The 25,945-nt window shown below is 63.0% G+C and carries 22 protein-coding genes and 1 pseudogene; 11 read left to right on the forward strand and 12 right to left on the reverse strand.

The annotated features are described in order from the left end of the window. Window positions 1–188: 188 nt before the first annotated feature. From VZF99_RS16480 to VZF99_RS16490, 3 genes are all read right to left on the reverse strand, one after another. Window positions 189–776, reverse strand: coding sequence for a hypothetical protein (locus tag VZF99_RS16480; RefSeq protein WP_341875610.1), 588 nt, complete (start codon window positions 774–776; stop codon window positions 189–191). A 429-nt stretch (window positions 777–1,205) separates the two neighbouring features. Beyond that, window positions 1,206–1,889: a TetR/AcrR family transcriptional regulator gene (locus tag VZF99_RS16485; protein ID WP_407336163.1), complete on the reverse strand. Its 684-nt coding sequence runs from the start codon at window positions 1,887–1,889 to the stop codon at window positions 1,206–1,208. Between the two features lie 348 nt (window positions 1,890–2,237). Then, on the reverse strand, window positions 2,238–2,522 hold the full coding sequence (locus VZF99_RS16490; RefSeq protein WP_341875612.1) for a YciI family protein: 285 nt from the start codon (window positions 2,520–2,522) through the stop codon (window positions 2,238–2,240). A 554-nt stretch (window positions 2,523–3,076) separates the two neighbouring features. Here VZF99_RS16490 and VZF99_RS16495 point away from each other — a divergent pair. Genes VZF99_RS16495 through VZF99_RS16515 form a run of 5 tightly spaced genes read left to right on the forward strand, consistent with a single transcriptional unit; the run spans window position 3,077 to window position 10,061 of the window. Beyond that, window positions 3,077–4,669: a carboxyl transferase domain-containing protein gene (locus tag VZF99_RS16495; RefSeq protein WP_341875647.1), complete on the forward strand. Its 1,593-nt coding sequence runs from the start codon at window positions 3,077–3,079 to the stop codon at window positions 4,667–4,669. Window positions 4,670–4,674: 5 nt separating this feature from the next. Then, window positions 4,675–6,690, forward strand: coding sequence for a biotin carboxylase N-terminal domain-containing protein (locus VZF99_RS16500; RefSeq protein ID WP_341875613.1), 2,016 nt, complete (start codon window positions 4,675–4,677; stop codon window positions 6,688–6,690). Further along, a complete protein-coding gene (locus VZF99_RS16505; protein WP_341875614.1) occupies window positions 6,687–8,495 on the forward strand; it encodes an acyclic terpene utilization AtuA family protein in 1,809 nt (602 codons plus the stop codon). Before VZF99_RS16500 ends, VZF99_RS16505 begins: the two co-directional genes overlap by 4 nt. Beyond that, entirely contained in the window at window positions 8,492–9,304 is an 813-nt protein-coding gene (locus VZF99_RS16510) for an enoyl-CoA hydratase-related protein (RefSeq protein WP_341875615.1), read from the forward strand. Before VZF99_RS16505 ends, VZF99_RS16510 begins: the two co-directional genes overlap by 4 nt. Beyond that, on the forward strand, window positions 9,291–10,061 hold the full coding sequence (locus VZF99_RS16515) for an SDR family oxidoreductase (RefSeq protein ID WP_341875616.1): 771 nt from the start codon (window positions 9,291–9,293) through the stop codon (window positions 10,059–10,061). Before VZF99_RS16510 ends, VZF99_RS16515 begins: the two co-directional genes overlap by 14 nt. Before the next feature lie 763 nt (window positions 10,062–10,824). On the opposite strand, the gene VZF99_RS16520 is transcribed toward VZF99_RS16515, so the two are convergent. The 8 genes from VZF99_RS16520 to VZF99_RS16555 form a co-directional block, all read right to left on the reverse strand. Next, on the reverse strand, window positions 10,825–11,595 hold the full coding sequence (locus VZF99_RS16520) for an SDR family oxidoreductase (protein WP_341875617.1): 771 nt from the start codon (window positions 11,593–11,595) through the stop codon (window positions 10,825–10,827). Between the two features lie 57 nt (window positions 11,596–11,652). Next, window positions 11,653–13,266, reverse strand: a complete 1,614-nt coding sequence (locus VZF99_RS16525; RefSeq protein WP_341875618.1) for an AMP-binding protein — start codon at window positions 13,264–13,266, stop codon at window positions 11,653–11,655. A 47-nt stretch (window positions 13,267–13,313) separates the two neighbouring features. After that, window positions 13,314–14,459, reverse strand: coding sequence for an acyl-CoA dehydrogenase family protein (locus VZF99_RS16530; RefSeq protein ID WP_341875619.1), 1,146 nt, complete (start codon window positions 14,457–14,459; stop codon window positions 13,314–13,316). Window positions 14,460–14,586: 127 nt separating this feature from the next. Then, window positions 14,587–15,462: a mycofactocin-coupled SDR family oxidoreductase gene (locus tag VZF99_RS16535; RefSeq protein WP_341875620.1), complete on the reverse strand. Its 876-nt coding sequence runs from the start codon at window positions 15,460–15,462 to the stop codon at window positions 14,587–14,589. Window positions 15,463–15,561: 99 nt separating this feature from the next. Continuing rightward, entirely contained in the window at window positions 15,562–16,467 is a 906-nt protein-coding gene (locus VZF99_RS16540) for an alpha/beta hydrolase (protein WP_341875621.1), read from the reverse strand. 40 nt (window positions 16,468–16,507) lie between these two features. Further along, window positions 16,508–18,199, reverse strand: a complete 1,692-nt coding sequence (locus tag VZF99_RS16545; RefSeq protein ID WP_407336164.1) for a flavin-containing monooxygenase — start codon at window positions 18,197–18,199, stop codon at window positions 16,508–16,510. Window positions 18,200–18,725: 526 nt separating this feature from the next. Next, a complete protein-coding gene (locus VZF99_RS16550) occupies window positions 18,726–18,998 on the reverse strand; it encodes an XRE family transcriptional regulator (RefSeq protein ID WP_341875623.1) in 273 nt (90 codons plus the stop codon). A 693-nt stretch (window positions 18,999–19,691) separates the two neighbouring features. Further along, window positions 19,692–20,336 (reverse strand): TetR/AcrR family transcriptional regulator, encoded by a 645-nt coding sequence (locus tag VZF99_RS16555; protein ID WP_407336165.1) that lies wholly within the window; start codon window positions 20,334–20,336, stop codon window positions 19,692–19,694. Window positions 20,337–20,475: 139 nt separating this feature from the next. Here VZF99_RS16555 and VZF99_RS16560 point away from each other — a divergent pair, with 139 nt between their 5' ends. The 3 genes and pseudogenes from VZF99_RS16560 (at window position 20,476) to VZF99_RS16570 (ending at window position 22,345) form a co-directional block, all read left to right on the forward strand. Beyond that, window positions 20,476–21,411, forward strand: a complete 936-nt coding sequence (locus tag VZF99_RS16560; protein WP_341875625.1) for an alpha/beta hydrolase — start codon at window positions 20,476–20,478, stop codon at window positions 21,409–21,411. Window positions 21,412–21,709: 298 nt separating this feature from the next. Beyond that, window positions 21,710–21,907 (forward strand): annotated as a pseudogene (locus tag VZF99_RS16565) (IS21 family transposase); the annotation flags it as partial. A gap of 129 nt (window positions 21,908–22,036) precedes the next feature. Beyond that, the gene (locus VZF99_RS16570) at window positions 22,037–22,345 is read left to right on the forward strand and encodes a transposase (RefSeq protein ID WP_407336166.1); all 309 of its coding nucleotides are present in this window, start codon (window positions 22,037–22,039) and stop codon (window positions 22,343–22,345) included. 673 nt (window positions 22,346–23,018) lie between these two features. Here VZF99_RS16570 and VZF99_RS16575 read toward each other — a convergent pair. Next, window positions 23,019–23,357, reverse strand: a complete 339-nt coding sequence (locus VZF99_RS16575; protein ID WP_341875627.1) for an Lsr2 family protein — start codon at window positions 23,355–23,357, stop codon at window positions 23,019–23,021. Window positions 23,358–23,571: 214 nt separating this feature from the next. On the opposite strand from VZF99_RS16575, the gene VZF99_RS16580 reads away from it, so the two are divergent. The 3 genes from VZF99_RS16580 to VZF99_RS16590 all read left to right on the forward strand — a co-directional run bounded on the left by VZF99_RS16580 (window position 23,572) and on the right by VZF99_RS16590 (window position 25,683). Beyond that, complete coding sequence (locus tag VZF99_RS16580; RefSeq protein WP_407336167.1) at window positions 23,572–24,033, forward strand: hypothetical protein; 462 nt, start codon at window positions 23,572–23,574, stop codon at window positions 24,031–24,033. A gap of 101 nt (window positions 24,034–24,134) precedes the next feature. After that, the gene (locus VZF99_RS16585; RefSeq protein WP_407336168.1) at window positions 24,135–24,899 is read left to right on the forward strand and encodes a hypothetical protein; all 765 of its coding nucleotides are present in this window, start codon (window positions 24,135–24,137) and stop codon (window positions 24,897–24,899) included. A gap of 214 nt (window positions 24,900–25,113) precedes the next feature. Further along, window positions 25,114–25,683, forward strand: a complete 570-nt coding sequence (locus tag VZF99_RS16590; protein ID WP_341875629.1) for a DNA-binding protein — start codon at window positions 25,114–25,116, stop codon at window positions 25,681–25,683. The last annotated feature ends 262 nt before the right edge of the window (window positions 25,684–25,945 follow it).

The raw sequence follows: 25,945 nt of genomic DNA on the forward strand, positions 1-25,945 counted from the left end.
TGGAAATGAAGCGTGGCCCTCAGCCAGGGCCAGGATGTCCACTCGGCGAGGCTCCTCGTTGTATTGCATTCGGGGTGTGGCCGGGTATCCTGGGGTGTGAGCGCGACACCGTGGGTGTTGGGCGAGTCGCAAGGCCAGGTGCACCTGGGGCAGACCGGGACCCTGGCCTTACGCATGTCCGGAGTTCGTCAGCTGCCGGTGTCTAGCTCCACTTCGTACAGACAGCGCTCCAGTCTCTGCCGGTAGGTCCCGTTTCCTTGATGGTGGGCGCGGACGGCGCCGGCCACGATGTCGGCGGACCACAGGAGTGGTTCCTGGGCGCCTGCCACGTGGGTGACGTGGAAGCGCGTACCCGCCGGTAGCGAGAACCGGGCTCCTTGGGCCGTTTTGATGTCGCGCTCGTTGAGTTGGACCGTTCGAGATTCAATCACGAGGTCTGTGACGGAGTAGCTGTGCAGCTCGGTGATCAGGCGGGTCAGGCACATAGCTCGCGCGCGTTCCTGGCGTCTGCGCGGCACCGGCGTGCCCACGGTGACGATATGGAAGCCGTCTAGTGCGGCGATGGTCTGTGCGGCAGTGGTTTGCTGGCGAGTGTCCATCTCATTCCAGTGCAACTTGGAAGACCGGCGTTTCCCTCGGAGCTGCTGCATGCAGGTGCGCACCGTCTCATGGCTAGCTTCGTCGAACACCGCAGCTGCAAGGACATAGAATCCGCCGTGGTCAGCCTCGTGGAATGACTCATCCGCAAAGGCCACCCGCGCAGCGTCGTTGAACATCGCGGTCAGCCTATAAGGCGTCGCAGACACCCCACATTCGCGCTCATCCCCTGCGCTACGTGCTTATGCGACTGCCGGGCGAGCGCCGACCCCCTTCTTCAAGACACGCTCGAAGGAATCGCGTTAGGCGATCGTCAAATGCGACACCAGGTTGGCGGTCCATGGCGGCAAGGAAAGTTGCGCCCCCCTGCGCCGGCCACCACGGACAGTGTGATGACCGGCCGGTGAGGGGGCGGTCGTAAGGATTCTTGAGACTTGTTGTTCGGGCGTCTGCGCTAGGTAGCCGGATAGACGCTTACCCACTTTGTCATAAGGCATGGAAGCTGGCGCCGACTCGAAAGCCCGCCGAGCGCTGCTTCTGGCAGCACGCTGTCGTCGGCCCGGGAAGTGTCGTCGGCCCGCGCTCAGGGTCTGAAGGTTGCCTATAAATCACGAAGTTTCAGGTTCGGGTAGTCCGAGAGCTCGGGCCCAGATCGACGTCAAAGTCTCGATTGATTTTCCTTCGTCGAACGTCACGCCGTAAATAAACCACATCTGGGTAAAGTGCTCGACCATGCCACCCAAGGCTGCGGCCGTGAGAGCCGGATCGATCTTTGGATCGACGAGTCCCTCGTCCTGCAGGTTTCGGATTGCTCGTTCGTTACGGCTCAGGAAAAGATCCCGAATCTGTAGCTTGAGTTCCTTGAACTGCGGGTCTCGAATGGCGACCTCGTCGATCACCGAGACCAACTTTGCGTTTCGGGCGGCCACCGCAAAGTACTGTCGGTTAGCTGTAGCTATGCGGCCCACGGGGTCAGTGGCGCCCTGAGTCCCAGTCCGCGACGCATTGAACATCTCGCCTGCGACGGTGGTGAACAGCTCGTGGAGAACTGCTTCCTTGGTCTCGAAGTAGTGGTAGAAGCTCCCGTACGAAGTCTTGGACAGCTTGGCGATGTCCGAGATTCGAGTTTCAAAAAAACCACGCTGCTCGAATAATTCGCGAGCCGCAGCGACTAGCGCTCCGCGCGTCCGACGACCGCGTTGAGTAGTTGGCAACTCCTGCCGAATTGCGAGCCTTGACTCCAGTGTGGATGCGACTTCGCCGTTCGCCCTGCTACCAGTCGGTTTCGGCACCGGCCACGCTCCTCAGCTTATGTATTTCGTTCCGAATTAGTGCGCTCCTGCGTTCACTTCTGAAACTGATTCTACCTATGGGCGAAGCGCGAACTTCTTGACTATTCCCGCCGTCGTGCGGGCCGGCGCCTCGGTTCGCGTGACCGCCTGCCGCTTCGATGAGGCCGATGAAGTCAAGGCCACCAACGCAGGTCGTCCATCCGCACAACTCGACGGCGGGCAGGGTGGGTATGGATTCGAGTTCTCGTCGTACGTCCACTCGCGGTCGCCGCAGAGTGGGGCACGCAACGTCAAAAGCCTGCTCTCGTTGCATTTCAAACGGTGTCTCCACTGATATTGGGTTTTCCGTTAAGGTTCGACCAAATCGGGGTGAGTTGCTTTGGACAGTTGACACTCTTGGAACTCGTATTCGGCGATCCCTTCGCGGACAAAGGGGTCGTCTTTCATGAGTGCGCGCATTTCGTCGCCGTCGGTTCCCCTGGCGATAATCAGTCCGCCAACCCGAGGCTTACGAGATCCGAAGGCGACGAATGTGCCGTCGTCGTAGTGCTTGTTGACGAACTCGAGGTGCTCGCGGAGTGTCGGGTCGTCCATTTCGAAGCTCTTGAGATACCTGCTCGTGATAATGAACATGTAGTGACCTTCTTCTCGGTTCTCAGTGTGTGACGGGCTCGAGACTGCACGAGAAGTCGGAGCCTTTGAAAGGGGCGTCGGCCAGGTGCCACGCCTCGATGAAATATTCGCCGACTCCACTAAAGCAGAAAGTCTGAGGATCGCCTACCAGTGCCGTTGGCGAATTCGATGATGGGCCTGGTGGTAGTCGCGTCGTCTCCAACGCGCCAGGGCACTCGAGTTGTACTTCGTTTTGGAGGGGGACTGTCAGTGTCAGCCATTGAATTGGCCTCGCGGGATCTGGGCGCCTGGAGTCGAGCATCGGTAAGTGACTGTAGTCATGCGCTGACTCGAGAGTCAATGAAATTGCTCAATCCTTCCTAGCGCCCGGGTTGGCACAGGTCAGGACGTTCGTCATACTTGACTTGTGAGTCACATTCGATCTACGGTGACATGCAGTCGGCTGCTCACCTCATGGTTGATCAGTTGGCGGGGTGCCAATTTGCCCCGACAGACACCTCTGGCACGGTTCGGTCCATGCCTCGGTGGATCGTTTAACAGATGCGGAGTTCCAGATGTCCAGCGTGGTCTCGAGCCTTGATGTCCGGTCGGCGGAGTATGCCGAGAATCGGGAGGCGATGCTGGCCGCGCTGGAGGAGATAGAGGAACTTCAACAGCAGGCGCAGGTCACCGGCGGTGAGAAGTACATCGGCCGGCACCGCGAGCGCGGCAGGCTGGTGGTGCGAGAGCGCATCGAGTTGCTGGTCGACCGGGGGTCGGCGTTCCTGGAGTTGTCAACGTTGGCTGGTTACGGCGCGGGCGATCCGCTGGGTGCCGGTTGCGTCACCGGGATCGGCGTCGTCGAGGGCACCGAGGTGATGATCGTCGGCAACGACGGCACCGTCCGGGGTGGTAGCCAGAGTCCGTCGACGGTCAAGAAGATCCTCCGCGCTTATGAGATAGCCCGTATTAACCGGTTGCCATTGATCAACCTGGTGGAGTCGGCCGGCGCCGACCTACCGCGGCAGTCGGAGATCTTCGTGCCGGGCGGCTCGGTGTTTAAAGAGATCAGTCGACTGTCCGGTGCAGGGGTCACGACCATCGCGGTGGTGTTCGGATCGTCGACCGCCGGCGGCGCCTACGTGCCGGGAATGTCGGACTACACCATCTTCGTCAAAGGCCAGGCGCAGGTGTTCCTCGGCGGACCTCCACTGGTGAAAATGGCAACCGACGAGGACGCCGACGAGGAGGAACTGGGTGGTGCGGAGATGCACGCCCGGACCTCCGGTCTGGCGGACTACCTGGCCGCCGATGAGTTTGAGGCGGTCCGGATGACGCGCGATCTCGTGCGCAATCTCGGGGACATCCGCCCGCACGCCATCACTGAGGCCGGCGAGGAGCCGCTGTTCGATCCGGAGGAGTTGCTCGGTATCCCGTCCGCGAACGCTCGCGTGCCGTATGACATCCGCGAGGTCATCGTCCGGGTGGTGGACGGATCGCGGTTCGACGAGTTCAAGCCCGCCTACGGCGCGAATCTGGTGTGCGGGTGGGCGACGCTGGCCGGACGCCGCATCGGGATTCTCGCCAACAACGGCATCCTGTTCTCCGAGGAGGCGCAGAAGGGCGCGCACTTCATCCAGCTCGCCAATCAGTCGCGCACACCGCTGCTGTTCGTGCACAACATCACCGGCTTCATGGTGGGTACCCGCTACGAGCAGGGCGGCATCATCAAGGACGGCGCGAAGCTCATCAACGCGGTGTCCAACTCGTCGGTGCCGCACCTGACCCTCATGGTGGGTGCGAGCTACGGCGCCGGCAACTACGCGATGTCAGGCCGGGCATATGACCCCCGTTTCGTCTTCACCTGGCCCAGCCACCGAATCGCTGTTATGGGCGGTAAGCAGCTGGCGGGCGTGCTGTCGATCGTTCGACGCAACGCTGCCGAGAAGGCCGGTGCCGAGTTCGACGAGACCGCCGACGCGGCCCAGCGGGCGGCGGTGGAGGGCCAGATCGATAGCGAATCGACCGCCCTTTTCGCCACCGGGCACCTGTGGGACGACGGGATCATCGACCCGCGAGACACCCGCACCGTGCTGTCCATCGCTCTGTCCGCCGCCGTTGGTGCCGGTGATCCGGAGCCCAAGAACTTCGCCGTCTTCAGGATGTGACCCGCATGTCTTCCCAAGCAGTGACTTCGAAATCCATCACCACTGTCCTCGTCGCCAACCGCGGGGAGGTGGTCAGCCGGATCGCCCGGACCGCGACCCGCCTTGGTATCCGGACGGTCGGCGTGTACGCCGAGTCCGACCGGCAGGCCGCCTACCTCGACGACGTCGATGTGGCCGTCGCGCTGGGCGACGATGCGACGAGCTCGCCGTACATCGACCATGAGCTGATCCTGGAGGCCGCCAGCAGGACCGGGGCCGACGCCATCCACCCGGGATACGGGTTCCTCGCCGAGAACGCCGAATTCGCCGCCGCTGTCATCGAGCGCGGGCTGATCTGGGTGGGCCCGCCCCCGCAGGCGATGATCGAGATGGCAGGCAAGATCCGGGCCAAGGAGATCGCCCGCGACTCCGGCGTCCCGGTCCTTGACAGCGTCACCGTCGACGCCGACCCCCAGGCCTCGATCGAGCGCGCCCGCGCCATCCCCACCCCGCTGCTGGTCAAGCCCTCCGCCGGTGGCGGTGGCAAGGGCATGCACCGCGTCGATGACCACGCCGAGCTCGCGCAGACGATCGTCACCGCCCAACGTGAGGCCATCTCGTCCTTCGGCGACGGGACGCTCTTCATCGAGCGGTACGTCGAGTCGCCACGGCACGTCGAGGTCCAGGTCTTCGCCGACCAGCACGGCAACGTCGTCCACCTGGGCGACCGGGACTGCTCCGTTCAGCGGCGTCACCAGAAGATCATCGAGGAGGCTCCCGCCCCGGGACTGGACCCGCAGGTGCGGGAGCGAATGGCCGAGGCGGCGGTGTCACTGGCCCGCTCGATCGGCTACGAGGGCGCCGGGACCGTGGAGTTCCTGTACTTCGACGGGGACTTCGCCTTCCTGGAGATGAACACCCGTCTGCAGGTGGAGCACCCGGTCACCGAGCAGGTCACCGGTGAGGACTTGGTGGAGTGGCAGTTCATCGTTGCCTCCGGCGGGCGGCTCCCGCGTGAGCAGGAGGAGATCACCCTCGACGGACACTCCGTGGAGGTCCGCCTCTACGCCGAGGACCCGTCGAACGACTACCTGCCCTCACCCGGCACCGTCCACCTCCTCGAGGCCCCTGAGGTTCCAGAGGCCCGGTGGGAGCTGGGGGTGCGGTCGGGCAGCCCGGTCTCGAGCCGCTACGACCCGATGATCGCCAAAATCATTGTCGACGGCCGGAGTCGTCTCGAAGCCATCGACCGCATGTCGATGGTGCTGGGCAGCCTCCGGGTGCACGGGGTCGCCACCAACCGCGACCTGCTCCGGGCGATCCTGGCGGACGGGGACTTTCGCACGGGGCGGCTCTCGACCGCGCTTCTGGATGCCAACCCGTCACTGGCTGAGCGGTCAGTGGACGAGGAGTCCGAGAACCTTCACGCCGTGGCCGCAGCCCTGCACACCGCTCTGCGCCTGCAAGAGCGCAAGACGATCCAGCCGTTCACGGGCTTCGGCTGGCGCAACGTCCGCAGCCAGGCCGACATCGTCGAGATCGAGGGCGAGGGTGGCACGCACACGGTGGGCCTTCGCCTCGAGCGCGACGGCCGCTGGACCGCCGATATCGGAGAGTCGACCCTGGAGATCCGCGTCCTGAGCGATTCAGGCCCCAGACTGGTCCTCGAAGCCGACGGCCTGCGCCAGGTCTTCCAGCTGGCCGAGTACGGGCACGACGTGGTCGTCGACTCCGCGCACGGCAGCTACCGGTTCACCGAGAAGACCCCCCTGGAAGAGGCCGCAGACGCCGCCGAGGGCGGGGGAGCGGTCACCGCGACGGTGCCGGGCGCCGTCGTCGCCACCCCGGTCTCCGTCGGGGACCGGGTCGGAGCCGGTGACACCCTTGTGGTGCTCGAGGCCATGAAGATGGAGCACCGCTACACCGCCGAAGAAGCGGGTGTCGTCGAAAAGCTCCTGGTGGCAGTGGGCGATACCGTCGACTACCAGCAGCTGCTGGTTGTGGTGACCGGTGACGCCGACGACTCCGGGGCCGCGTCATGACCGAGAACCAGAAGATCATCCGGATTGGCAGCATGAGCGGTTTCCTCGGTGACCGCCTCTCGGCCGGGCTGGAGCTGCTGGAGTCCGCGGAGGTCGACATCCTCACTGGGGACTGGTTGGCGGAGCTGACCATGACGATCCTCGAGCGTCAACGTCGAAAGGACCCCTCCCGCGGTTATGCCACCCTGTTCCTCACTCAACTGGAGCAGATCCTCGGCACTTGCGCTGATCGCGGGATCCGCGTCGTATCCAACGCCGGCGGTCTTAACCCGCCGGGAGCAGCAGAGGCCGTCGAGAAGATGGCGCAGCGGCTCGGTCTTTCGATGACCGTCGGCCACGTCAGCGGCGACGACATCGCCGACCGGGTGCCTCAGATGGTGGCCGACGGGATCCTCCTCGACGCCGACACTGGCCAGCCGATCACCTCTGATGGCGCCCTGGTGGCGAACGCCTACCTGGGCGGGTGGCCCATCGTTAACTGCCTCGAGCGGGGCGCGGACATCGTCGTCACCGGCCGCGTCACCGACGCCGCACTCATCGTCGGCGCCGCCGCGTGGGCACACGGCTGGACACAATCCGACTGGGACCAGATCGCCGGGGCCGTGGTCGCCGGACATGTGGTCGAGTGCGGCGCACAGGCCACCGGCGGTAACTTCTCCGGTTTCGCCGACATCACCAGGATCGAGACCGCGGGCTTCCCGATCGCCGAGATCCGCGCCGACGGCAGCAGCGTCATCACCAAGGGCGAGGGGACCGGCGGAGCAGTCACCGTCGACACCGTCACCGCGCAGTTGCTGTACGAGATCCAGGGCCGCGAGTATCTCAATCCGGACGTCGTCACCGACCTGCGCTCGATTCGACTCGAGCAGTCCGGACGGGATCGGGTCGAGATCTCGGGCACGACCGGCCGCGCACCGACCTCGTCGCTCAAGGTCTCCATGGCCTACCCGGGGGCCTTCCGCAACGCGATGACACTGGTCATCACCGGCCGCGACCCCGAGGCGAAGGCCGAGCTGGCCGAGCGCGCGGTGTGGAGCCGTATCCCCGGCGGCCGAGGCGCTTTCGCTGACGTCGACGTCTCCCTGCTCGGCCGTCCCGTCGATGATCCGCAGACCTTCGGCGAATCGATTTCGATGCTGCGCATCGCGGTGGCCGGTGACGACGAGAAGCTGGTCGGGCGCGGGTTCTCCTCCGCCGTGGTGGAGACCGCACTCTCGAGCTACCCCGGTTTCTACACCACCACCCCGCCCACGCCGGCAGTCGGGTACGCGGTGTACCAGCCAGCGCTCGTACCTGCAGAACTCGTCTCCGCCTACGCCACCGTCGGCGGCGAGACGGTGGAGATGGCACCGGTCGGTGCGACCAGCGGCGTCTCCACAGAAAGTGGTGCGAGACACGACGACGACAACGACGACGAGGGCAGCAGCGGCGTCACGGGATCACCCGCGAACGATGCGGGTGGACCGACTGTCTCGGTCGCGCTCGGCGACCTGGTGCACGCCCGTTCGGGCGACAAGGGAGGCAACGCCAACGTCGGACTGTGGGCCAAGAACGACGCCGTCCACCGCTGGCTCAAGGGCCACATGACCGCAGAACGGTTCGCCGCTCTCGTCCCCGGCACCAACCCGGACCGCGTCACCCGCGTCCCGCTGCCGAACCTGAAGGCCCTGAACTTCGTCATCACGGGACACCTCGGCCGCGGGGTCTCCTCAAGTCTGGCATTTGACGCGCAGGCCAAGGGGCTGGCCGAGTACGTCCTCGCCCGGCACGTGACCGTGCCCGCGGACCTAGCGGAGAAGCGATGAACTACACCACGGCGGACCTAGTCCGCCTCGAGGTCTCGAGAGGAGTCGGCCGGATCGTCCTGGACTCCCAGCACAACCGCAATGCGCTCTCCCGGCAAGTGCGCCGCGAACTTCGGGACCGCCTCACCGAGGCGATGGCCGACGAGCTCGTCCGGGTGATCGTACTGACTCACGATGGTCCCGCATTCTGCGCCGGAGCCGACCTCAAAGAGATCGGCCTACCGAGCGACGAGTCCGAGGTCGAACTCGGGGAGATCGTCGAGCTGCTGTGGACGAGCCCCAAGCCTGTAGTTGCCCGGATCGCCGGCGCGGTCCGCGCCGGGGGAGTGGGTTTGGCTTCGGCCTGCGACATCGTCGTGGCCTCCGACCAGATCACCTTCGCCTTCACCGAGGTCCGGATCGGGGTGGTGCCCGCGGTCATCTCGGTGCCGGTGCTGCGCCGGATGCGCCGCCACCGCGCTATCGAATTGTTCCTCACCGGCGAGACCATCGACGCGCCCACGGCCGTCGCCGACGGCCTGATCAACCGCGCAGTACCTGCCGACCAGCTCGACGCCGAAACTGACCGGGTGGTCGGGATGCTCCTGCGCGGAGGCCCGAAGGCTCTCTCCGGCACCAAGAAGCTCGTGGCCGAATCCCGCACCGACGACGGGCGCCAGCGGATGAACGAACTCACTCGTTGGTCCCTGACCTTCTTCGCCTCGATTGAGGGCGTGGAAGGGCGCACCGCGCTCCTGGAGAAGCGGGACCCGACCTGGTGCATCACTGAAGGACAAGCGGAGGACTCTGACAACCATGGCCCCTCATGACCTCACCGGCAGGACAGCGATAGTCGCGGGCGCATCACGCGGCATCGGGCTAGCAGCTGCGAGAGCGCTGGCCGGGGCCGGAGCCAACGTCGTCCTCACCTCGAGGAGTCAGCAGGCCGCTGAGGAGGCCGCCTCGACCATCGAGGGAAACGCGCTCGGGGTGGGGGCGCACTCGGTGGACGAGAACCAAGCCAAGCGATGCATCGCATTGACGCTCGAGACGTTTGGCAGCATCGACATCTTAGTCAACAACGCCGGCACGAACCCGGCATACGGTCCGATGACCCAGCAAAATCACGGGCAATTCGCCAAGACGATGGACGTCAACCTGTGGGCACCGTTGCTGTGGACCGGCCTGGTCGCCAAAGCTTATATGGGACAACACGGCGGGTCGGTGATCAACACCGCGTCCATGGGAGGGCTGGTTCACGAGCCACTCATCGGCCTCTACAACGTCTCTAAAGCGGCGCTCATCTACCTCACTGAACAACTCGCCATGGAGCTGTCCCCGAAGATCCGGGTCAACGCCATCGCCCCAGGTGTAGTCCGGACAAAGCTAGCGGAGGCGTTGTGGAAAGAAAACGAGGCCGCGGTCGCGGCCGCTACGCCTTTGGGCCGGATCGGGGAGCCGGACAACGTGGCCGACGCCATCACGTTCCTGGCCTCGGACACCTCGTCATGGGTGACTGGCGAGACGCTAGTGATCGACGGCGGCCAGCGCTTCGGAGACGCGCAAGAATACCGGACCTCGCTGTAAACGCTTAGGTGGCCGCCATCCGGAGAACCCCGAACTTCGTTCGTCCCATCCCCGCGCGCAAATTAGAGAGAGTGGTCACTTCCGACAAATTGAATGCCTTGTTTCGGCCGAGCAGGGTCGCGCCTTCCTGCCCTTCCGGATCTAGAGTCCGTTGATCCGCCTGGAGCTCGCTGGAATGGAAGCGCGATCACAGGAAATAGTGGCCCGAGGTCCGGAAGCAGACTGGAGAGTCCACGCAGGTGCTCGAGATATCCGTTGTTGGACTCGACCGGGCCGGTGGAAGCACCGAAGTCGAAGTGCGTGATGATCTCGAGCTACCGCTCCGACAAGAGCTGCCGAGTTGTGCGAGCTCGGAAAGCCCCTTGGGCGCTCCGGCCCTGATCGAGCGCCGCCGCTTTTTCGCGATCTTCCCTTGCTGCCGCCAGACTCCTCGTAGGCATCGATGAACGGGCCAACAGGCGCCGTAAGTGAGCTCCACGGTGATGTGCGCATCGTCGGCGACGAGGTCCGTCCACAAGCGCACTCTCTGCCTGGCGGTCAGCAGCTGTGCCCGGGTGGGTCACGGCCGGTCGATCCCTTAGAACGGATCACCGCTACTGCGGCATGCGGGGAGTTTATCGGCGACCAAGTGGCCGAGCGAGTTCCGCTACCTACGCGTTGACTCTGACGAAGCGCCCCGTTGCGTCTTACGTTTGAACGATCCGGCCGTCGACATTCCGCCAATACAACGCCGCTTAACGTTGAAGAGAGTGGCACTTCGTTTTCACCTCGCCGGCATTCTCATCCCTCCATCCAGCCGAACCGTCTCACCGTTCAAGTAGTCGTTCGTTAACACCTCCAGTGCGAGTCGAGCAAACTCGTGGGAGTACCCGGCGCGCTTGGGGTAAACCGCACTCCTCGCTAACCTGGTCTTGTAGGCATCGCCCTGTGGAAGTGTGTCGAAAATCGGCGTATCGAATAAGCCGGGTGCGATCGAGTTAACGCGGATGCCGAACTCGGCAAGATCCCGTGCCATCGGCAACGTCATACCGACTACGCCCCCCTTCGCTGCGGCGTATGGGGTTTGGCCGACCTGACCTTCGAAAGCCGCGATCGACGCTGTGTGCAGTATCGAGCCACGGGTCGTCCCATCGGGCATCGGTTCAGACTTCGCCATGGCGGCCGCAGCCAACCGGGCACAGTTGTAAGACCCGATCAGATTGACCTGTATCTCCCGAGAAAATAACTCGAGCGGCAACGGGATGAAATCAGGTGAGAGGGTTCGGCGCTCCTGGCCGAAGCCGGCGGCGTTGACCAGCGCTCGCAACGGGCCCAACGTGGTCGCGGCCTCTACAGCTGCCGCGACTGCACGTTCATCCGTGACGTCGGCTCGACAGAAAAGGCCGTCGATGTCATCTGCCACGGACTGTCCCCGTTCGGACTGGAGGTCGAGAATGACTACTCGCGCTCCTTGCCGGGCCAACAACCTGGCGGTTGCTTCGCCCATGCCAGAAGCGCCTCCGGTGACGATGACGGAGGAACCGCTGAGATCCATGTGGTCAGCCTCTCAATTGGTCTTCTGTCTCGAACGGTCGCGATAGATGCAGCGAGTTCACGGAGTAATGTGCTGCTCGCGGAGCTTCTGTTTGCGAATCTTCCCGGTACTTGTTCTGGGGAGTTCGGCGACGACAATGAACTGCTTTGGAACCTTGTAAGCGGCGAGATGTTCCCGTGCGTGTGTACGAAGATCGTTCTCGTCAATCGTCTGGCCGTCTGTCGGTACAACGACGGCTGTCACCGCCTCGCCCCATCGATTGTCGGGGAGTCCGACCACGGCGCAGTCGGCTACAGCAGGATGTCCCAGCAAGACTCGCTCGACTTCGACAGACGAGACGTTCTCCCCGCCGGTCTTTACTATGTCCTTAATGCGATCTGTAAACCACAGCACTCCGTCCGCGTCTAGATATCCGACGTCGCCACTGTGGAACCAGCCATGCGCGAACACCTCCGCGTTCGCACCGGGACGATTGCCGTAACCCTGCATGGACTGAGAGCCGCGGTAGACAATCTCGCCCTGCTCGCCAGGTCCGAGCAGTGCGCCATCATGCGACATGATCTGCACGTCAGCTGTAGCTACGGCGGCGCCCCACGAACCGGAACGGTCCCACTGATGGGAGGGCCACTGCATGACGGTGGGCGGTGTGAACTCGGTCTGGCCGGAGCCCAGTACCACGTCGGCATTGGGCAGAACCACCCGAATCTGCTTTAACCTCGCTTCGTTCATGGGCGCCATGGCATAAATGGCCATCCGCACACTGTCCCCACCGGGGACGGCGCCATCGGCACTTGCGACGAAATCACCCCACATATTCGGCAGCAGCATAAGGTGGGTGACCTCACGGACTGCAATGTCATCACGTAGCGCTTGTGCATCGAATCGACGATGCAGTACAACGGTTCCACCCGTTAGCAGGACTGGTAGGGTCAGCGTGTTCAGTGCGGTGACATGAAACAGCGGCAACACAATCGGGAAGACTGAACGACTGTCTCCGCGTTCATGACGAAACTGAATGCATGTGCTGAGGGCAGCCATCATTACTGCGGTATGGCTTGTCAGGACCGCCTTAGGTCGTGAGGTCGTGCCTGAGGTGTAGAGGCATTGGGCTACGTCGCGGTCCTCGACCACCGTTTCGACCGTGTCGGTTGAATTGTCCGCAATGAGGCTTGAGAAGCTCGTGGTCGGCAACTTTCCAACTGCTTCTGGCGCGTGGCCGACGACCACGATGCGCTCGACAGTTGGTGTCTCGCCGGCTTCGGCCAGTGAAGCTTCCAGCAAGGGTAGGAATTCGCGTTCTACCACGACCAAGCGGGGCGACGCATTGGCGATCTGGAATCCGATATCGTCGGCTGATAGTCCAGTATTGGTGGGCATCATGACCGCGCCGATCTTTGCGCATGCAAAGAACGTGACCAAGAACTCCCATCGATTGGCCATGAGTCCGCATACAACGTCTCCCCGGGTCAGCCCAAATTCAAGGAGACCCCGCGCCAGGGAGTTCGCACGATTCTCCAAGTCGCGGTACGTGACCTCGGCAGCGCCATCGACAATCGCGATCCGGTCCCCGAACTGGCGCGCAGCGCGGGTGGGCAGGTCTCCCAGGCACACCCTGCGCACCAGGTTCAATGTGAGCGGATCGACTCCGTCAAAGTCCAGTTGAAGTGCCATTTACTTTCTCCTTGATCTGGCCGAGTGCTAGTTCACGGCGGGCTTGCTTAAGGCAGGAGACCATCCATGCGTGCAAGAATTTGGAGCATCACTTCATCAGCGCCCCCACCGATCGAATTGAGGCGACTGTCTCGGAAGAACCGTGCCGTCCACGTCTCCTCCATGTATCCCATTCCTCCATAGAACTGCAAGCAAGTATCGGCCACCTCTCGTGATAGTCGGCCAGCCATGAGCTTGGCTACAGTCGCCTGACGTGTGATGTCCTCGCCGGCTTCGTAAGCTTGTGCCGTTTGGAGATTATGGGACTGAAGAAGATCGACCTGCGCGGAGAGCTCAGACAGCCGGAAGGCCAAATATTGATTGGCGGCAAGCGGTTTTCCAAATGCTTGCCGCTGTAGAACGTACTCTCTAGTACGTTCCAACGCCCACCGGCAACTGCCGACGACTCCATACGCACCGAACATTCGCTCAATCACGAACTGTGCCATCTGCTGCTGGAACCCGCGGCCGACTTCACCAATAGTGTTAGCCACCGGGACGCGGACGTCCTCGAAGAACAGCTCCGCGGTATCGGAGGAACGATTTCCTAGTTTGTCAAGCTTCCGCGAAACGGAAAAACCCGGCGCGCTGGTCTCAACGATGATTTGGCTCATTCCGCGATGACCGCCTTCATCGGAGGTGCGGGCGAGCAGACAAAGCCAGTCCGCCTGGGTGCCGTTTGTGATGTAGAGCTTGCTGCCGTTGATGACCCATTCATCGCCGTCGCGCACCGCCCGAGTGCGCAATCCCGACACGTCAGAGCCGGAAGACGGCTCGGTGACAGCGATCGCGCAAACCTGTGTCCCGGCGAGCGCGGGGGCTAGATAGCGCCGTTTGAGGTCATCGGAGCCGAACTTGGCGAGTGAAGGGGTGGCCATCATGCTCTGCACACCGATAGCCATGGGAACGCCGGCCGCTCCGGCGCGGTACAGCTCCTCACAAAAGATAAGGGTAAAGAAGTGGTCGGCGCCTTGGCCTCCGTACTCAGGGTCGTACTCAAGACCGAACAGTCCTAGCGCGCCAAGTTTCGGAAAGAGCTCGTGCGCGGGAAAAGTTTCCGCCCGCTCCCATTCATCTGTGTAGGGAGCGATCTCTTTCTCGACGAAGTCGCGAACCATTTTCCGGAAAGCGTGGTGCTCGCTCGTGAACTGCATCGGGTCTCCTCATACTGGCCGAATGATTTATGAAGGGTCCAACTGTGTGCCCTCGGTCGCGCAGCCCCAGCGCCCTACCCCGCTTGTGCGGAGTGGCGATGGGGCTGCGCGTCAGAACTCGGGGCGGTTATTGCTGTTCTGCGGCCATCTCTGCAATGTTGGCCATATTCATGCCGGGCAACACCATGTGGCCGCCGTCAATTGCCAGTTCCTGGCCGGATACCCAGCTTGATTCATCGGAGGCAAGCCACAGGACGCCCTCGCTGATTACTTCTGGAGGTGCCATGCCGAGCCCCTTGAGCAGGGCGTAGGCCTTTCCTCCCGATTCCATGCTGTCTGGGGTGCCTAGTCCTGGACCGCCGGCCATCAGGTCCCAGCCGCCTTGCCAGTCCAAGATGCCTGTCCGAACCACACCTGGAAGGACTGCGTTACATCTAATCCCGAGGGGGCCCAACTCCAGGGCCACGGCCTTCATGAACCCTAGGACGCCATGCTTGGAGGTGACGTAGTGGGCATAGTTAGCACCTGCCTCTTTTCCGTTAACGGATGAGATCACGATGATTGAACCCGATCCGCGCTCAATTAGATGCGGAGTGACAGCACGAACCGTGCGCACCACACCGTGCACACAAATGTCGACGACGTCGTTCCATTCCTCCGCGGGAATCTCCCAAAAACGCCCGGTGCTCCAAGCTGCGGCATTCGCCACGACGGTGTCGATGTGTCCGAACTCCTGGATTCCACGTTCAACGGCTGCGTCCAGATCCGCCTGATTTCTAACATCACCTACAACCCCGATGATATTCCCGCCGCGGGATCGAACTTCCTTGACGGTTTCGTCCAGGTCTGCTTCGGTGGCGAGCGGGTGGGGAATCGCACCCTGCGCGGGGCAATCGAGCGCAATAATACTTGCTCCCTCTTCAGCCAGCCGAATGGCGTGTGCGCGACCTTGGCCGCGTCCGGCGCCCGTGATGAGAGCAACCTTGCCGTTCATTCTACCCATGTTCGATCAGTCCTTACTGTAAAGAAAGTGACGGTTGAGGAGTGGTTCACGCGTTGACTGCTCTGCGCCATTGACGCGTTACAGCCCCGCTTATCGTGGTCAGCGACCGAGGTGCGTCTTGATCCAGGACGCAGCGTTGTTAATAGACTCATCGGCTTCCTTCGAGCGGCCTGCCATAAACGGGTACACATGCTGCTGTCCGGCCTGGAGCTCTAGAGTCGCGTCGACCCCTGCCTGACGGGCCTTTTCTACAACTTGCTCAGCGTTATCTCGAAGCGTCTCGGCGCCGCCAGCGGTAGCGAAGAGAGGGGGCAAAACGGCGAGGTCGGCGTAGAGGGGATTGGCAAGGGGGTTGGTTGCCGGGGCCTCGCCCAAGTACATTCCCGCCATCAGCCCGCTCACCTCGGGAGAGATCAGCGCATCGCTATCCGCGTTTGACTTCATCGTTTCGCCAGCGACCTCCATATCCAGCCACGGCGAGAAAGCGACTATCGCAGCAGGTAGAGGCTCACCCAGTTCTTTCAGCTTGAGCACAGTGGCAATCGACAGGTTTCCGCCCGCCGAGTCCCCAGCCACAGCAGTTGCTTCGGGGGCGTACCCCTGGGCGCGGAGCCATCGATGCACCGAAACCAGGTCGTCGATCTGACTAGGGAACGGATTCTCCGGGGCCAGACGGTAGTCGGGCACCAGCGCACGCACCCCCGCAGCCTTGGCGAGGTGTCCCGCGAGCTTGCGATGACTGCTCGGAGAGCCGGTAACGCAGCCCCCGCCGTGGGCGTAGACAATAACTTTGTCCCGGTCGCAATTGGCCGGAGTCACCAGAATCGCGTGAATTCCGCCCGCGTCTACATCTTCGTAATTGACTTCGGTCGGCTCGGTCGCCAAGGATTCGAGGGTTCCGAGCATATCTCGCATGGTCGCCAGATCCATGTCGGGGTTGGCGGCCATTCTCCCCGCCATCTCCTTGTAGGTGTCGTTTAGTGCGTTCGGTGTGGCAGTTCCCATTTCAGAGTTCTCCTTCTGAACATTGATAGGTGGTGTCCGGTCACGCGGGCGACAGCGCAAACGAATCGAAGTCGCGATCTGCGACCTCGTTGCAGTCATCGCGGTAAGCTCCTACCCCGGCGAAGTAGAACAACGCTGCCTTTGGTTTGCCGGGAATATTGGTACCAAGGAACCACGAATGTGGACCTTCGGATAGAACTGTCGCGTCAACGATGGCATTGACTTTTTGCCGCCATCCTTCGACTGCTTCGGGGCGCGGCTCGATGGATTTGATACCGCGATCGTTCATGAATCTGATAGCCCTACCAATCCAGTCCGCGACCCCGTCGATAATCACAGGGAAGTTGGCAAATGGGGCCTGCGGGCCGCCGACCATGAACATGTTGGGGAATCCATCAACGCCGATTCCTAGATGGGTTCGAGGCCCATCAGCCCACTTGTCACTCAGTTTCACCCCGTCGCGTCCGCGGATGTCGAGGCCGGTGTAACTACCGGTTTGTCCGTCGAAGCCAGTAGCGAAAATGATGATATCAACTTCGTACTCTTGGTCGCCTACAGCGACGCCGGTCGGTGTAATTCGACTAATTGGCGTAGTGCTGACATCGACGAGGTGAACATTGTCACGGTTGAACGCCTCATAGTAGAAATGCCCGAGGGGAGGCCGCTTGCCGACAATCGGGTAGTCCTTCGGGCACAACAACTCCGCGGTTTCTGGGTCTTTTACGATAGACCGAATCTTATCGCGGGCGAAGTCCGCCACCACCTTGTTCGACTTCGGGTCAACCAGGATGTCGTCGAAAGTCTCAAAAATGAAGCGGAAGCCGCCAGTCTCCCAGCCCCACTCAAGGATCTTCTGGGCTTCTTCAGCAGTGACGTCATGTATCGTCCGGCCGGCGGGCTGCATATCAAACCCAAAGAAGTGCTTTCTGCACTGTTCCCAAATTCGATCGTAGTCTGCGCGAATACCTTGTCGCTGCTCATCGCTTAGCGTGTAGTTTCTGGCAGGAAGAACGTAGTTCGGAGTCCGCTGGAAAACTGTCACCTCGGCAGCGGTGTGGGCGATTACGGGGATAATTTGCACAGCCGTCGCGCCGGTGCCGATTACGGCAACCTTCTTGTCCTTGAAATCCACGCCCTCATGAGGCCACCGGCCTGACACATGCCATTCGCCCTGGAAGTCTGCGAGACCGTCAAAGTCAGGCTTGTACGGAACGTTCAACGGCCCCGCTGCCGGTACAAAATAGGTACACGTTAGTGTGTCGCCCGCGTCGGTGTGGACCGTCCATATCTGCTTCTCTTCGTGGAACTCGGCTGCGGTGACACGAGTATGAAAGCGGATGTCCCGACGTAGATCGAGGCGATCTGCGAGAAAGTTCAGGTACCCGAGGGCTTCCGGCTGGGTCGGGTACCGTTCGGTCCAGTTCCATTCTTCCTGAATTTCGGGGATCGGGAACGCATACATCCAGCTCTCGCTATCAGTACGGGCTCCGGGATAGCGATTCCAGTACCATGTGCCACCCACATCGCTCCCGGATTCGATCGCGACCGCCGATAGGCCGAGTTCACGCATCTCGTGCAACATGCGGAGCCCCCCGAAGCCTGCTCCCACGATCACTGTGTCGAATTCCGTCGGTGAATCGGGTGCGCCGTCATGCGACTTTTCATTGAGCACCGTCATAAGTGAGATCTCCTTGCAGTCCAAGAGGTGCGCCAGCTCGACGTCCTCGGCCACCTCGTTGGCGTGGCGCCGATGCGAACTCGACGTGATGCGCCTCACATCAAAACATGACTCGATCCGCGAGTCAAGAGTGGCGAGTCAGGCCACGCACGCGGCTCCCTACCGCCGGTCGCGAAGTCGCAGGAGGCGGGTAGGTCTGCCGCCTCGGCGCGTGACTCCTGAGTCAAGTAGCGGAATGGAGTCTCTCGGGTTGCACTGATTCCAGCCGGAGTTCCGCACTGTTGGCGGCCTGAGTTTCTTCAACGCTGTCTCGCCCAGCGGCCCGCCAGGATTGGAAGGCGTTGATCCGGTGAGTCGGTGAGTGTGGCGCAGTCTCCGCACAAGCGTCGCGATCGCGGCCAGTCACGAGCTACGACGGCCGCGGTTCTGCTTCGAGGTAACCAACTCTCCGGCCAGTGCTTGAGCAGTCACTAAGCCGGGTGCTGGAGGTAGTTGGATGAAACTCGAAGATCTCCGGCCCGGGCCGCCCACTCCGGGAACCGGGGTACGTGCGCAGTGCATTGTCGGACCCGCACCTCGATTACGCGCCTTTCTCGGTGGCGACCACGTGGTTGGTGGCGTCCAAGTATTCGGCCTCGCTCAGGGCCGCCTCGAGAACCCGCGCATACGGCAGGCGCAGTTCAGTAGCCATTCGGTCGAGGGTCGGGCGGGCCGGCATACCGCGCAAGCTGTGGGTGCGCCACAGGTGCAGGTTCTGGCGGGTGCGCCCGATTCTGCGGGCCAATTCGGCCTCGCCCACGCCATAGGCGCGCTTGTGGGCGTCGATGAGCTCGACCAAGAGAGGGGCCTTCATAGCCCTAAGTCTCCGCCAGGGCCACAGGCGGCAAGGAGTAGTTAACGGTTACGTCGAAAACTAGCGGAAGATCTGCGTATCAGCTCCGTGCGTATTGGTGTCCGCCGAATGTCGAACACCAACTTGCGTACCTACTCGTTTGGTCGAAGCGCCGGCAGTGACGGCCGCCCAGTCGAATCGAGGCCCTCGGGAGCCCATTTCGTCTATTTATTCAAGGATGCATCGAATGAGACGACGCGATGACCTATGCAGGTCAACGACGTCTCGGAGCTCGTGATTCGATCACCTTGAGGCACGGTGTCCGCGCCAATTCTGGTCGATGACCTCGCCCGGGACTGGATGATTTCGCAGGCAGAGACCTGCCTGGGGGTTGCGCGTAAGGGGAGCGCGCAACGTCCGGCGGATGATTCACCTGATGCAATACGCAGACATCGTTGGCTTGTCATAATATAAGTTATCGGCGTTAACTCGTAGCCGGTCGAGCGCCACTGGTGCGGGACGTCATCGCCGACCCGGGCCGAGGAAGAACGACTGTCCCGGCAATTGTCAGCGGCTTGGGCTCAGGCGCGGCGAGTGAGGTGGCGGGAGAGCTCGCCGGGTCCATGTGTTGCACTTGGTCGTGCTACACGCGACTCGCTGGTTTGCGGCCTGGCGACGGGCTTGTCTGTTTTTTGCCTGCGCGACTCGGATTTTTCAGTCCGTGAGGTGGAGCGGTCTTTTGAGGCCGTCGGCGTTTCGAAGCCAACTGGGTAGGAGGGCTGCGACTTCATCGGCGAGGGCTGCCGGGGATATGGAAGCGCTTCCTAGCCAGTCCATGATGAGCGTCATGACACCTCCGACAACGAACAAAGCGGCAGTGCGTGCGTCGACTGGCAGTGGCTGGTTTAAGGCTGCGATTGAGGCCTCGAAGTGATCGACAAGCACCGTCCGTAGTTCCGCCTCAGCCGGGTGGGGCTTGCCTCCGTTCGCACTCAGTAATGCTCGGCAGAGTGCTTGGTGGGCGTCCAGATGGGTGAATAAATCTCGCAGGCTGGCAGTTGGGCCTGTGACTTCGGTTCCGAGGCCTGTGGAATCGGACTTGGCTACGGTGTGGAACGTGAACAGGATGTCGCGCAGAGCGGCGACCCCGACTTCGTCGATGTCCGCGAAGTGGCTATAAAACGTGCTTCGGCTGACGCCTGCTGTGCGAACCAAGTCCGCAACGCTTACCGGGTGGCGCCCCCGCCTGATCTCCTCTTCGAACGTCTCCAGCAGTAGCCGCCGACTGCGCTGTGCCCGTGGGTCATCTGGGTTGCCTTCCCGCATGAAGATCGCGGGCGGAACTCCTGTCAGCGCCACGTAAGGAGAATACCTGAAGTTCTATCGTACAGATGTCCGATAGTGCTACCGTGGTCGTGATGCAAGACACACCCGTGATGGGTCGGCATCTCAGTACTTACAGTCGCCGGTTTCGTCGGCATGTCGAAGGAGATAAGAAGTGGCTATCGCTCTGGACGCCGAAGTTGGCGCGGTCTTGATGGAAGCTGCGGCGGCCGGTACGGCACCGGTAGCAGAACGAGGTGATGCCGCCGCCCTTCGCGCCATCACCAATGCAACCCTGGGGGCCGTGTACGGACAGATCCCGGCAGGTGAGGCTGTGACCAGGTCGGATTTCGAAATAGAGGCGGACGATGGCGCAGTCGTCCCTGTGCGCTGGTATGTCCCAGACGGGCGTTCGAGCGACAGTGCCGTGGTGTATGCGCACGGCGGCGGGATGATCTGCGGGTCGATCGAGTTGTACGACAAGATGGTTGCCCATTACGCCCAGCTCACGGGTGTGGCGTTCCTATCTGTTGACTACCGCCTGGCTCCCGAGAATACGGGTGAGCGTCTCGCTAAGGATGTCTATGCCGCCCTGAACTGGCTACTTGGGGAGTGCGACGCTTTGGGTGTCGATCCGCGTCGGGTGGCAATCATGGGAGACAGTGGTGGAGGGGGAGTTGCTGCCGGGGCCGCTATCCTTGCCCGCGACAGCGGTGTTCCGCTGGCCCGGCAGATCTTGATTTATCCGATGCTCGATTCGCGAAATCTCCGCCCGGATCCGGAACTCGCCCCTACCGCGACATGGACTTACGACGACAACTTCACGGGGTGGAATGCGCTGCTGCCGGACGAGTCAATGGTGTCTGCGATTGCCTCGCCTGCTCACCTCGAGGACTTCTCTGGTTTGGCGCCCAGCTTCATCGACGTGGGCGACCTCGATATTTTCCGCGACGAGAGCATCGAGTACGCACAGCGACTTCTTCGCTCCGGAGTGTCATGTGAGCTACACGTGCGATCCGGTGCACCCCACGCATTCGAGTGGCTGGCACCTCAGGCGGCGGTTAGTCGCCAGTCGCTCGACGACCGCCTTCGGGTAATCAGGGGGCTTTGAGGGGGTGTCCCAGTCAAACTAGGGTGTGTCTCCCAAGTGGCGTAACCAGGTGAGGATTGCGCAGAGGCTGAGGCGGCTCGGTAGGTGATCGAGTTTGTCGTAGCGGGTGGCCAGGGCTCGCGATTGCTTTGGTTATTCGCTCTTCTGAGGACCTGGTCGCCGGCGACGCCGAGTTCGCAGACCTCGGCGGCGATGGCTTCGTTGAGGTCGTCCAGGCTCGCGAAACGCCGATCGGCCAGGCGGCCGATCACCTAGTTCGCCCACCACCTTCACTCCGCCCTCGATATGCCCCTCGTCCTTGTTATCCCGAGTTCGGGATAACCGCGACAAGGCGAGCACGGAGAACACAGTGGCGCACGTGGCGACCTGGGTGATCGCCGGCCTACGGGACCGGACGTTTCACACGGTGCCCGAACTGGCAGAGGCGATCGGTGAGCGGATGGACGCCTACAACCGCGAGCCGTTCCAGAAACGCCCTGGCTCAAGGCTCGAGGTCTCCGCCGCCGAGGTCTGTGCCAACACGCCGCCGCCACTCAGTAGCTAACGGGGCGAGGAGGGGCTGATGCACGAGCAGGTGACATCTGAACTGGCTTGCCCTGCCGGGGCGGCCTGGAAGGATGCTGTTGTGCCCAAGCCCTACTCCCAGGAGTTCCGCGACGACGTCGTCCGCGTCGCCCAGGCCCGCGAAGAGGGTGTGACGCTCGAGCAGATCGCCGCCGACTTCGGAATTCACCCCATGACGTTGCAGAAGTGGATTCGCAAGGCCGACGTCGAGGCCGGAATCAAGCCCGGCACGACCGCCGCAGCGTCCCAGGAACTGCGAGAGGCCAAGCGGGGTGTGCGCCTGCTGGAGCAAGAGAACGAGGTCCTGCGCCGCGCTGCTGCCTACCTGTCCCAGGCGAATCTGCCGGGAAAAGGTGGTACCCGCTCGTGAATGAGCTGGCCGCTGACAGGATCCCCGTCGCGGTGGCGTACCGGGTACTCAGGAGCACTCGCCAGCCCTAGTACCGGTGGCTCAAGAACCCGGTCACCGACGCCGAGCTCGCCGGGGCGCACCGCGCCAACGCCCTGTTCGACGCCCACCGGGAGGACCCGGAGTTCGGCTACCGCTACCTCGCCGACGAAGCCGAATCCGCTGGCCAGAGGATGTGCCGGCGAACGGCGTGGCGGATCTGCTCGGCCGGCGGCTGGTCCAGCGTCATCAGTGAGAACGGCCGGGACCGGCACCGTAATGCCGGCCCGCCAGTGCACGACGATCTGGTCGAGCGGGCCTTCACCGCAGCCAGCCCAACGAGTTGTGGCTGACAGACATCACCGAGCACTGGACAGTCGAGGTCAAGCTCTACCTGCGCGCGATCAAGGACGTCTCGGAATCGTTAGCCCACTCGCTGAGCAGGTCTCGCGGATCATTCCGCGCAGACGGTGTGTCCGTATGACTCATCGCTCTCCTCGCACCCTGAGCGCGAGGCCAGACGCGACCATGCGACTCACTTTAGACCCTATTCTTAGTGCGCCGCTGAGCCCAGGCTTTCGGACTCGGGGGCGATCGGATTAACCGGCCCAAGGAATTGCATCCCTCCTCAATCGAATGGCTGAACCCCAAGCACCTAACTGGCAGTTGCGTAGGCCTGTATCACGTTGGCGGGGATGCGTCCGCGGTCGGAGACGTCGTAGCCATTCTCGCGAGCCCATTCGCGTACCGCCTTGGTGTCTGCAGGCGAGGTCTTTCCCGTGGTCTTGCGCGCAGCTTTGGTCTTAGCGCCGGTGACGCGGTGGCCGGCCTCGATGTATGGGGCCACGGCCTCTCGGAGTGCCTGGGCGTTGTCGTCGCTGAGGTCGATGGAGTATTCCTTGCCCTCAAAGGCGAACGAGATCGTGTTTGCGCTTTCGCCTAGGTCGGTTCCGTCGATGTCGTCGGTGTATCTGACCTGGAAGTGCTGAGCCATAGATCTGTCCAATCTTGATGCGTCAACTGCTGCGGTGAATTATGCCCGCTGCGCCAAATTCGAGCCGGTTGCCACTGAGAGCTCTAGCCGTTCGAGCCGAGTGCGAAGTGGCACGGTATCCGCTTTCGAGCCGTCTGCTGGGCGTGGCTGATGGCGCACTGGCGGTCTCGACGGCCGTCGGGGGTTGCTGAATGGTGGCATTTGAGTAGCATTGGTGGTGCTGGGCAGGGTGCCCGTAGTCGTCTACCGCCGTGATTGGCGGTGGCTGGAGAGCTGGCGCAAGGGGGTTCGGGCGATGGCCGTGGTGGATCAGGCGATCTTGGCGCATACCGAGACCATGAAGCTGTCGAGCGCGGAGTTAGCGCGTCAGCTGGTGCAGCATCTCGGGCCGACTGTGGTGGCGGTGGCCGCGGGTGTGCGGGACAAGAAGCTGCCGTACAAGTGGTCGGCCGACGGTGGTCCGGTGCCGCGGGATGGCGCGTTGCAGCGGTTGCAGGTGGCGCACCGGGCGTGGGTGGCGATCGCGACGTCCGAGGGCGCCGATGTCGCTCGGGCGTGGTTCATCGGCGCGAACCCCCGGTTGGATGAGCAGCCGCCGTTCATGGCGATCGCGGCGGGCAAGTTCAAGCCGGTGATGAGTGCTGCCGCGGCGTTCGTCGACGGCACCGACAACTAATACTCGCTCCGTGGCCCTGGCCTGCGGTCCTGTCCGGCCAGCGGTGGAGGGCCACCTAGGGTGGTCCGGGTGAGTATGAGCACCGGTAGAGGATGCCGCCTGTGACAGGCGAGGTCACGGTCTGCGAGAACACGGGACTGGCGCTGTTTCCGGCCGGCGGCCAGTCGGTTTGTCGGTTGGCTAAACCTTCCTATGGGGTGCTCAATCCGCCGGCCAGGGGCGTGAGTAGCAGCGAGGACCGGGCGGGGTGGAACCGTTTCGATTTGCCCGGCGAGCAGACCATCTATTGCGCCAGTAGCGCCGAGGGCGCGTACGGCGAGGTGCTGGGCGCGTTGAAGGTGGGTGGCCCCTACCGGGCGCAGGAGTATCTAGATGATCCGGGCGCCGATGATCTCTACGCTCTGATCGCACGCGAGTGGAACGATCTGGGGGTTCGGCCACCCGGCGTGGTCGACATCCACTGGTTGTACGCCCACCGCTTGTACACGGTGGCACTGCCGGCATCGGGATGGTTCGTGGAGATCGAACACGCACGCACCATCACCTACCTGGCCTCGCATATTCCGGTGTCACTGTGGGAGCGAGGGATCGACGAGATCACCGTGGCGCAGACGCGAAGCGGGGACCGTCATCTGACGACCGAACTGGCCGCCACGCTGGCGGCTGCCCCACTGGTGGGTGGCGTGCGGGCGCTGGGCGTGCACTACTTCTCCAAGCACGGCACGCAGTGGTCCTGCTGGGCGGTGTGGCTGCGCGACGATGTTGCCGGGGCTCTGGACGCAGGCCCGGGCCAACCGGTCGCGCCGCCGGCCGACAATGCCGCATTGGCAGCCGTGCTGGACATCTACAACCTCACCGCCCGATAGCCTCAGCTCCCATTCGCCGCGAGCCTTCTGGCCGGCGCCCAGCGGCCCCATCTGGCTCGTCGCCGCAGGCGCCTGCACCGACTGACACCCATTCCCCACGGTCGTTGCGCCACGCCTCGCCCGGGCTACCCATCGAACGTGGGGTGCGGTAACTTCGGTAACTAGAAACGTTTCCAGTTACCCGTTACCGTGTACCCGAACCGGAGGGGCTGTCATGTCGACGTCGGAGAAGATTGCTCGCGCCTATGGGGTGCTCCTGGCGCGGGGCGAGAAGGTCACCGTGCGGGCGGTGCAGCGCGAAGCGGGGGTGCGGATCGGCGAGGTGGCTGCGTGGATGCGTGAGCATGCCGGCGGGGCGGCCGGGGATGTGCCGGCGGCGCCGGATTTGTCGGAGGCGATGTCGGCGATGGTGGCCTCGGTGTGGGCTGTGGCGTGGAAGCGGGCCGCGGAGCAGGCGGACGAGGCGACCGCGGTGGCGCTCGATGCTGCTCGCGCGGGTGAGGCTCACGCCCTGGAGGCGGCCGAGCAGGCTGCTGCAGAGCGGGACGAGGCAGTCGCGTCCCGCGACCGCGCACTCGGCGAACTCGAAGGGATGCGCGGCGAGGTCGAGCAGCTGCGCGGTCAGCTCGAGGAAACGCGCCAGGACGCCGCCGTCGCACGCGCCAAGGCCGAGGAGTCCGACCGGGCACGGGTCCGGGCGGAGGCCACCTCGGACACACTGCGGGAGGTGCTGGATTCGCTGCGCGAGGCCGCCCGCACGCCGGGCCAGCCGGGCGAGTCCTAGTGGAGCTAGCCAGTGCACGGGGGCGCTGACTGTCGGGGGGAGAAGTCACACTGCAGGTCAACCGAAAACCTGTCGGCACGAGCCGCGCCCACGAATGGGTGCTCTGCTGCGAGCAGACGGGCGGCAAGGGGGAGTCCTGATGTGGGATCTGACCACGGCGCTGCAGGCTACCGCGGTGGTCGCTGGCGGCGCCTTGGCCCTGCCTCCGCCTCGCGCGTGGGGCCGGTGGGTTCTGCGCAGTGATTGGGCTGCTCGGTGTGCT

Origin of the sequence: Dietzia kunjamensis (assembly GCF_045689975.1) — a bacterium.
Lineage (GTDB): Bacteria > Actinomycetota > Actinomycetes > Mycobacteriales > Mycobacteriaceae > Dietzia > Dietzia kunjamensis.

Coding starts and splice junctions, on each gene's coding strand:
- VZF99_RS16480 (WP_341875610.1), bottom strand. CDS start 776: ATGTTCAACGACGCTGCGCGGGTGGCCTTTGCGGATGAGTCATTCCAC.
- VZF99_RS16490 (WP_341875612.1), bottom strand. CDS start 2,522: ATGTTCATTATCACGAGCAGGTATCTCAAGAGCTTCGAAATGGACGAC.
- VZF99_RS16495 (WP_341875647.1), top strand. CDS start 3,077: ATGTCCAGCGTGGTCTCGAGCCTTGATGTCCGGTCGGCGGAGTATGCC.
- VZF99_RS16500 (WP_341875613.1), top strand. CDS start 4,675: ATGTCTTCCCAAGCAGTGACTTCGAAATCCATCACCACTGTCCTCGTC.
- VZF99_RS16505 (WP_341875614.1), top strand. CDS start 6,687: ATGACCGAGAACCAGAAGATCATCCGGATTGGCAGCATGAGCGGTTTC.
- VZF99_RS16510 (WP_341875615.1), top strand. CDS start 8,492: ATGAACTACACCACGGCGGACCTAGTCCGCCTCGAGGTCTCGAGAGGA.
- VZF99_RS16515 (WP_341875616.1), top strand. CDS start 9,291: ATGGCCCCTCATGACCTCACCGGCAGGACAGCGATAGTCGCGGGCGCA.
- VZF99_RS16520 (WP_341875617.1), bottom strand. CDS start 11,595: ATGGATCTCAGCGGTTCCTCCGTCATCGTCACCGGAGGCGCTTCTGGC.
- VZF99_RS16525 (WP_341875618.1), bottom strand. CDS start 13,266: ATGGCACTTCAACTGGACTTTGACGGAGTCGATCCGCTCACATTGAAC.
- VZF99_RS16530 (WP_341875619.1), bottom strand. CDS start 14,459: ATGCAGTTCACGAGCGAGCACCACGCTTTCCGGAAAATGGTTCGCGAC.
- VZF99_RS16535 (WP_341875620.1), bottom strand. CDS start 15,462: ATGGGTAGAATGAACGGCAAGGTTGCTCTCATCACGGGCGCCGGACGC.
- VZF99_RS16540 (WP_341875621.1), bottom strand. CDS start 16,467: ATGGGAACTGCCACACCGAACGCACTAAACGACACCTACAAGGAGATG.
- VZF99_RS16550 (WP_341875623.1), bottom strand. CDS start 18,998: ATGAAGGCCCCTCTCTTGGTCGAGCTCATCGACGCCCACAAGCGCGCC.
- VZF99_RS16575 (WP_341875627.1), bottom strand. CDS start 23,357: ATGGCTCAGCACTTCCAGGTCAGATACACCGACGACATCGACGGAACC.
- VZF99_RS16590 (WP_341875629.1), top strand. CDS start 25,114: ATGTCGACGTCGGAGAAGATTGCTCGCGCCTATGGGGTGCTCCTGGCG.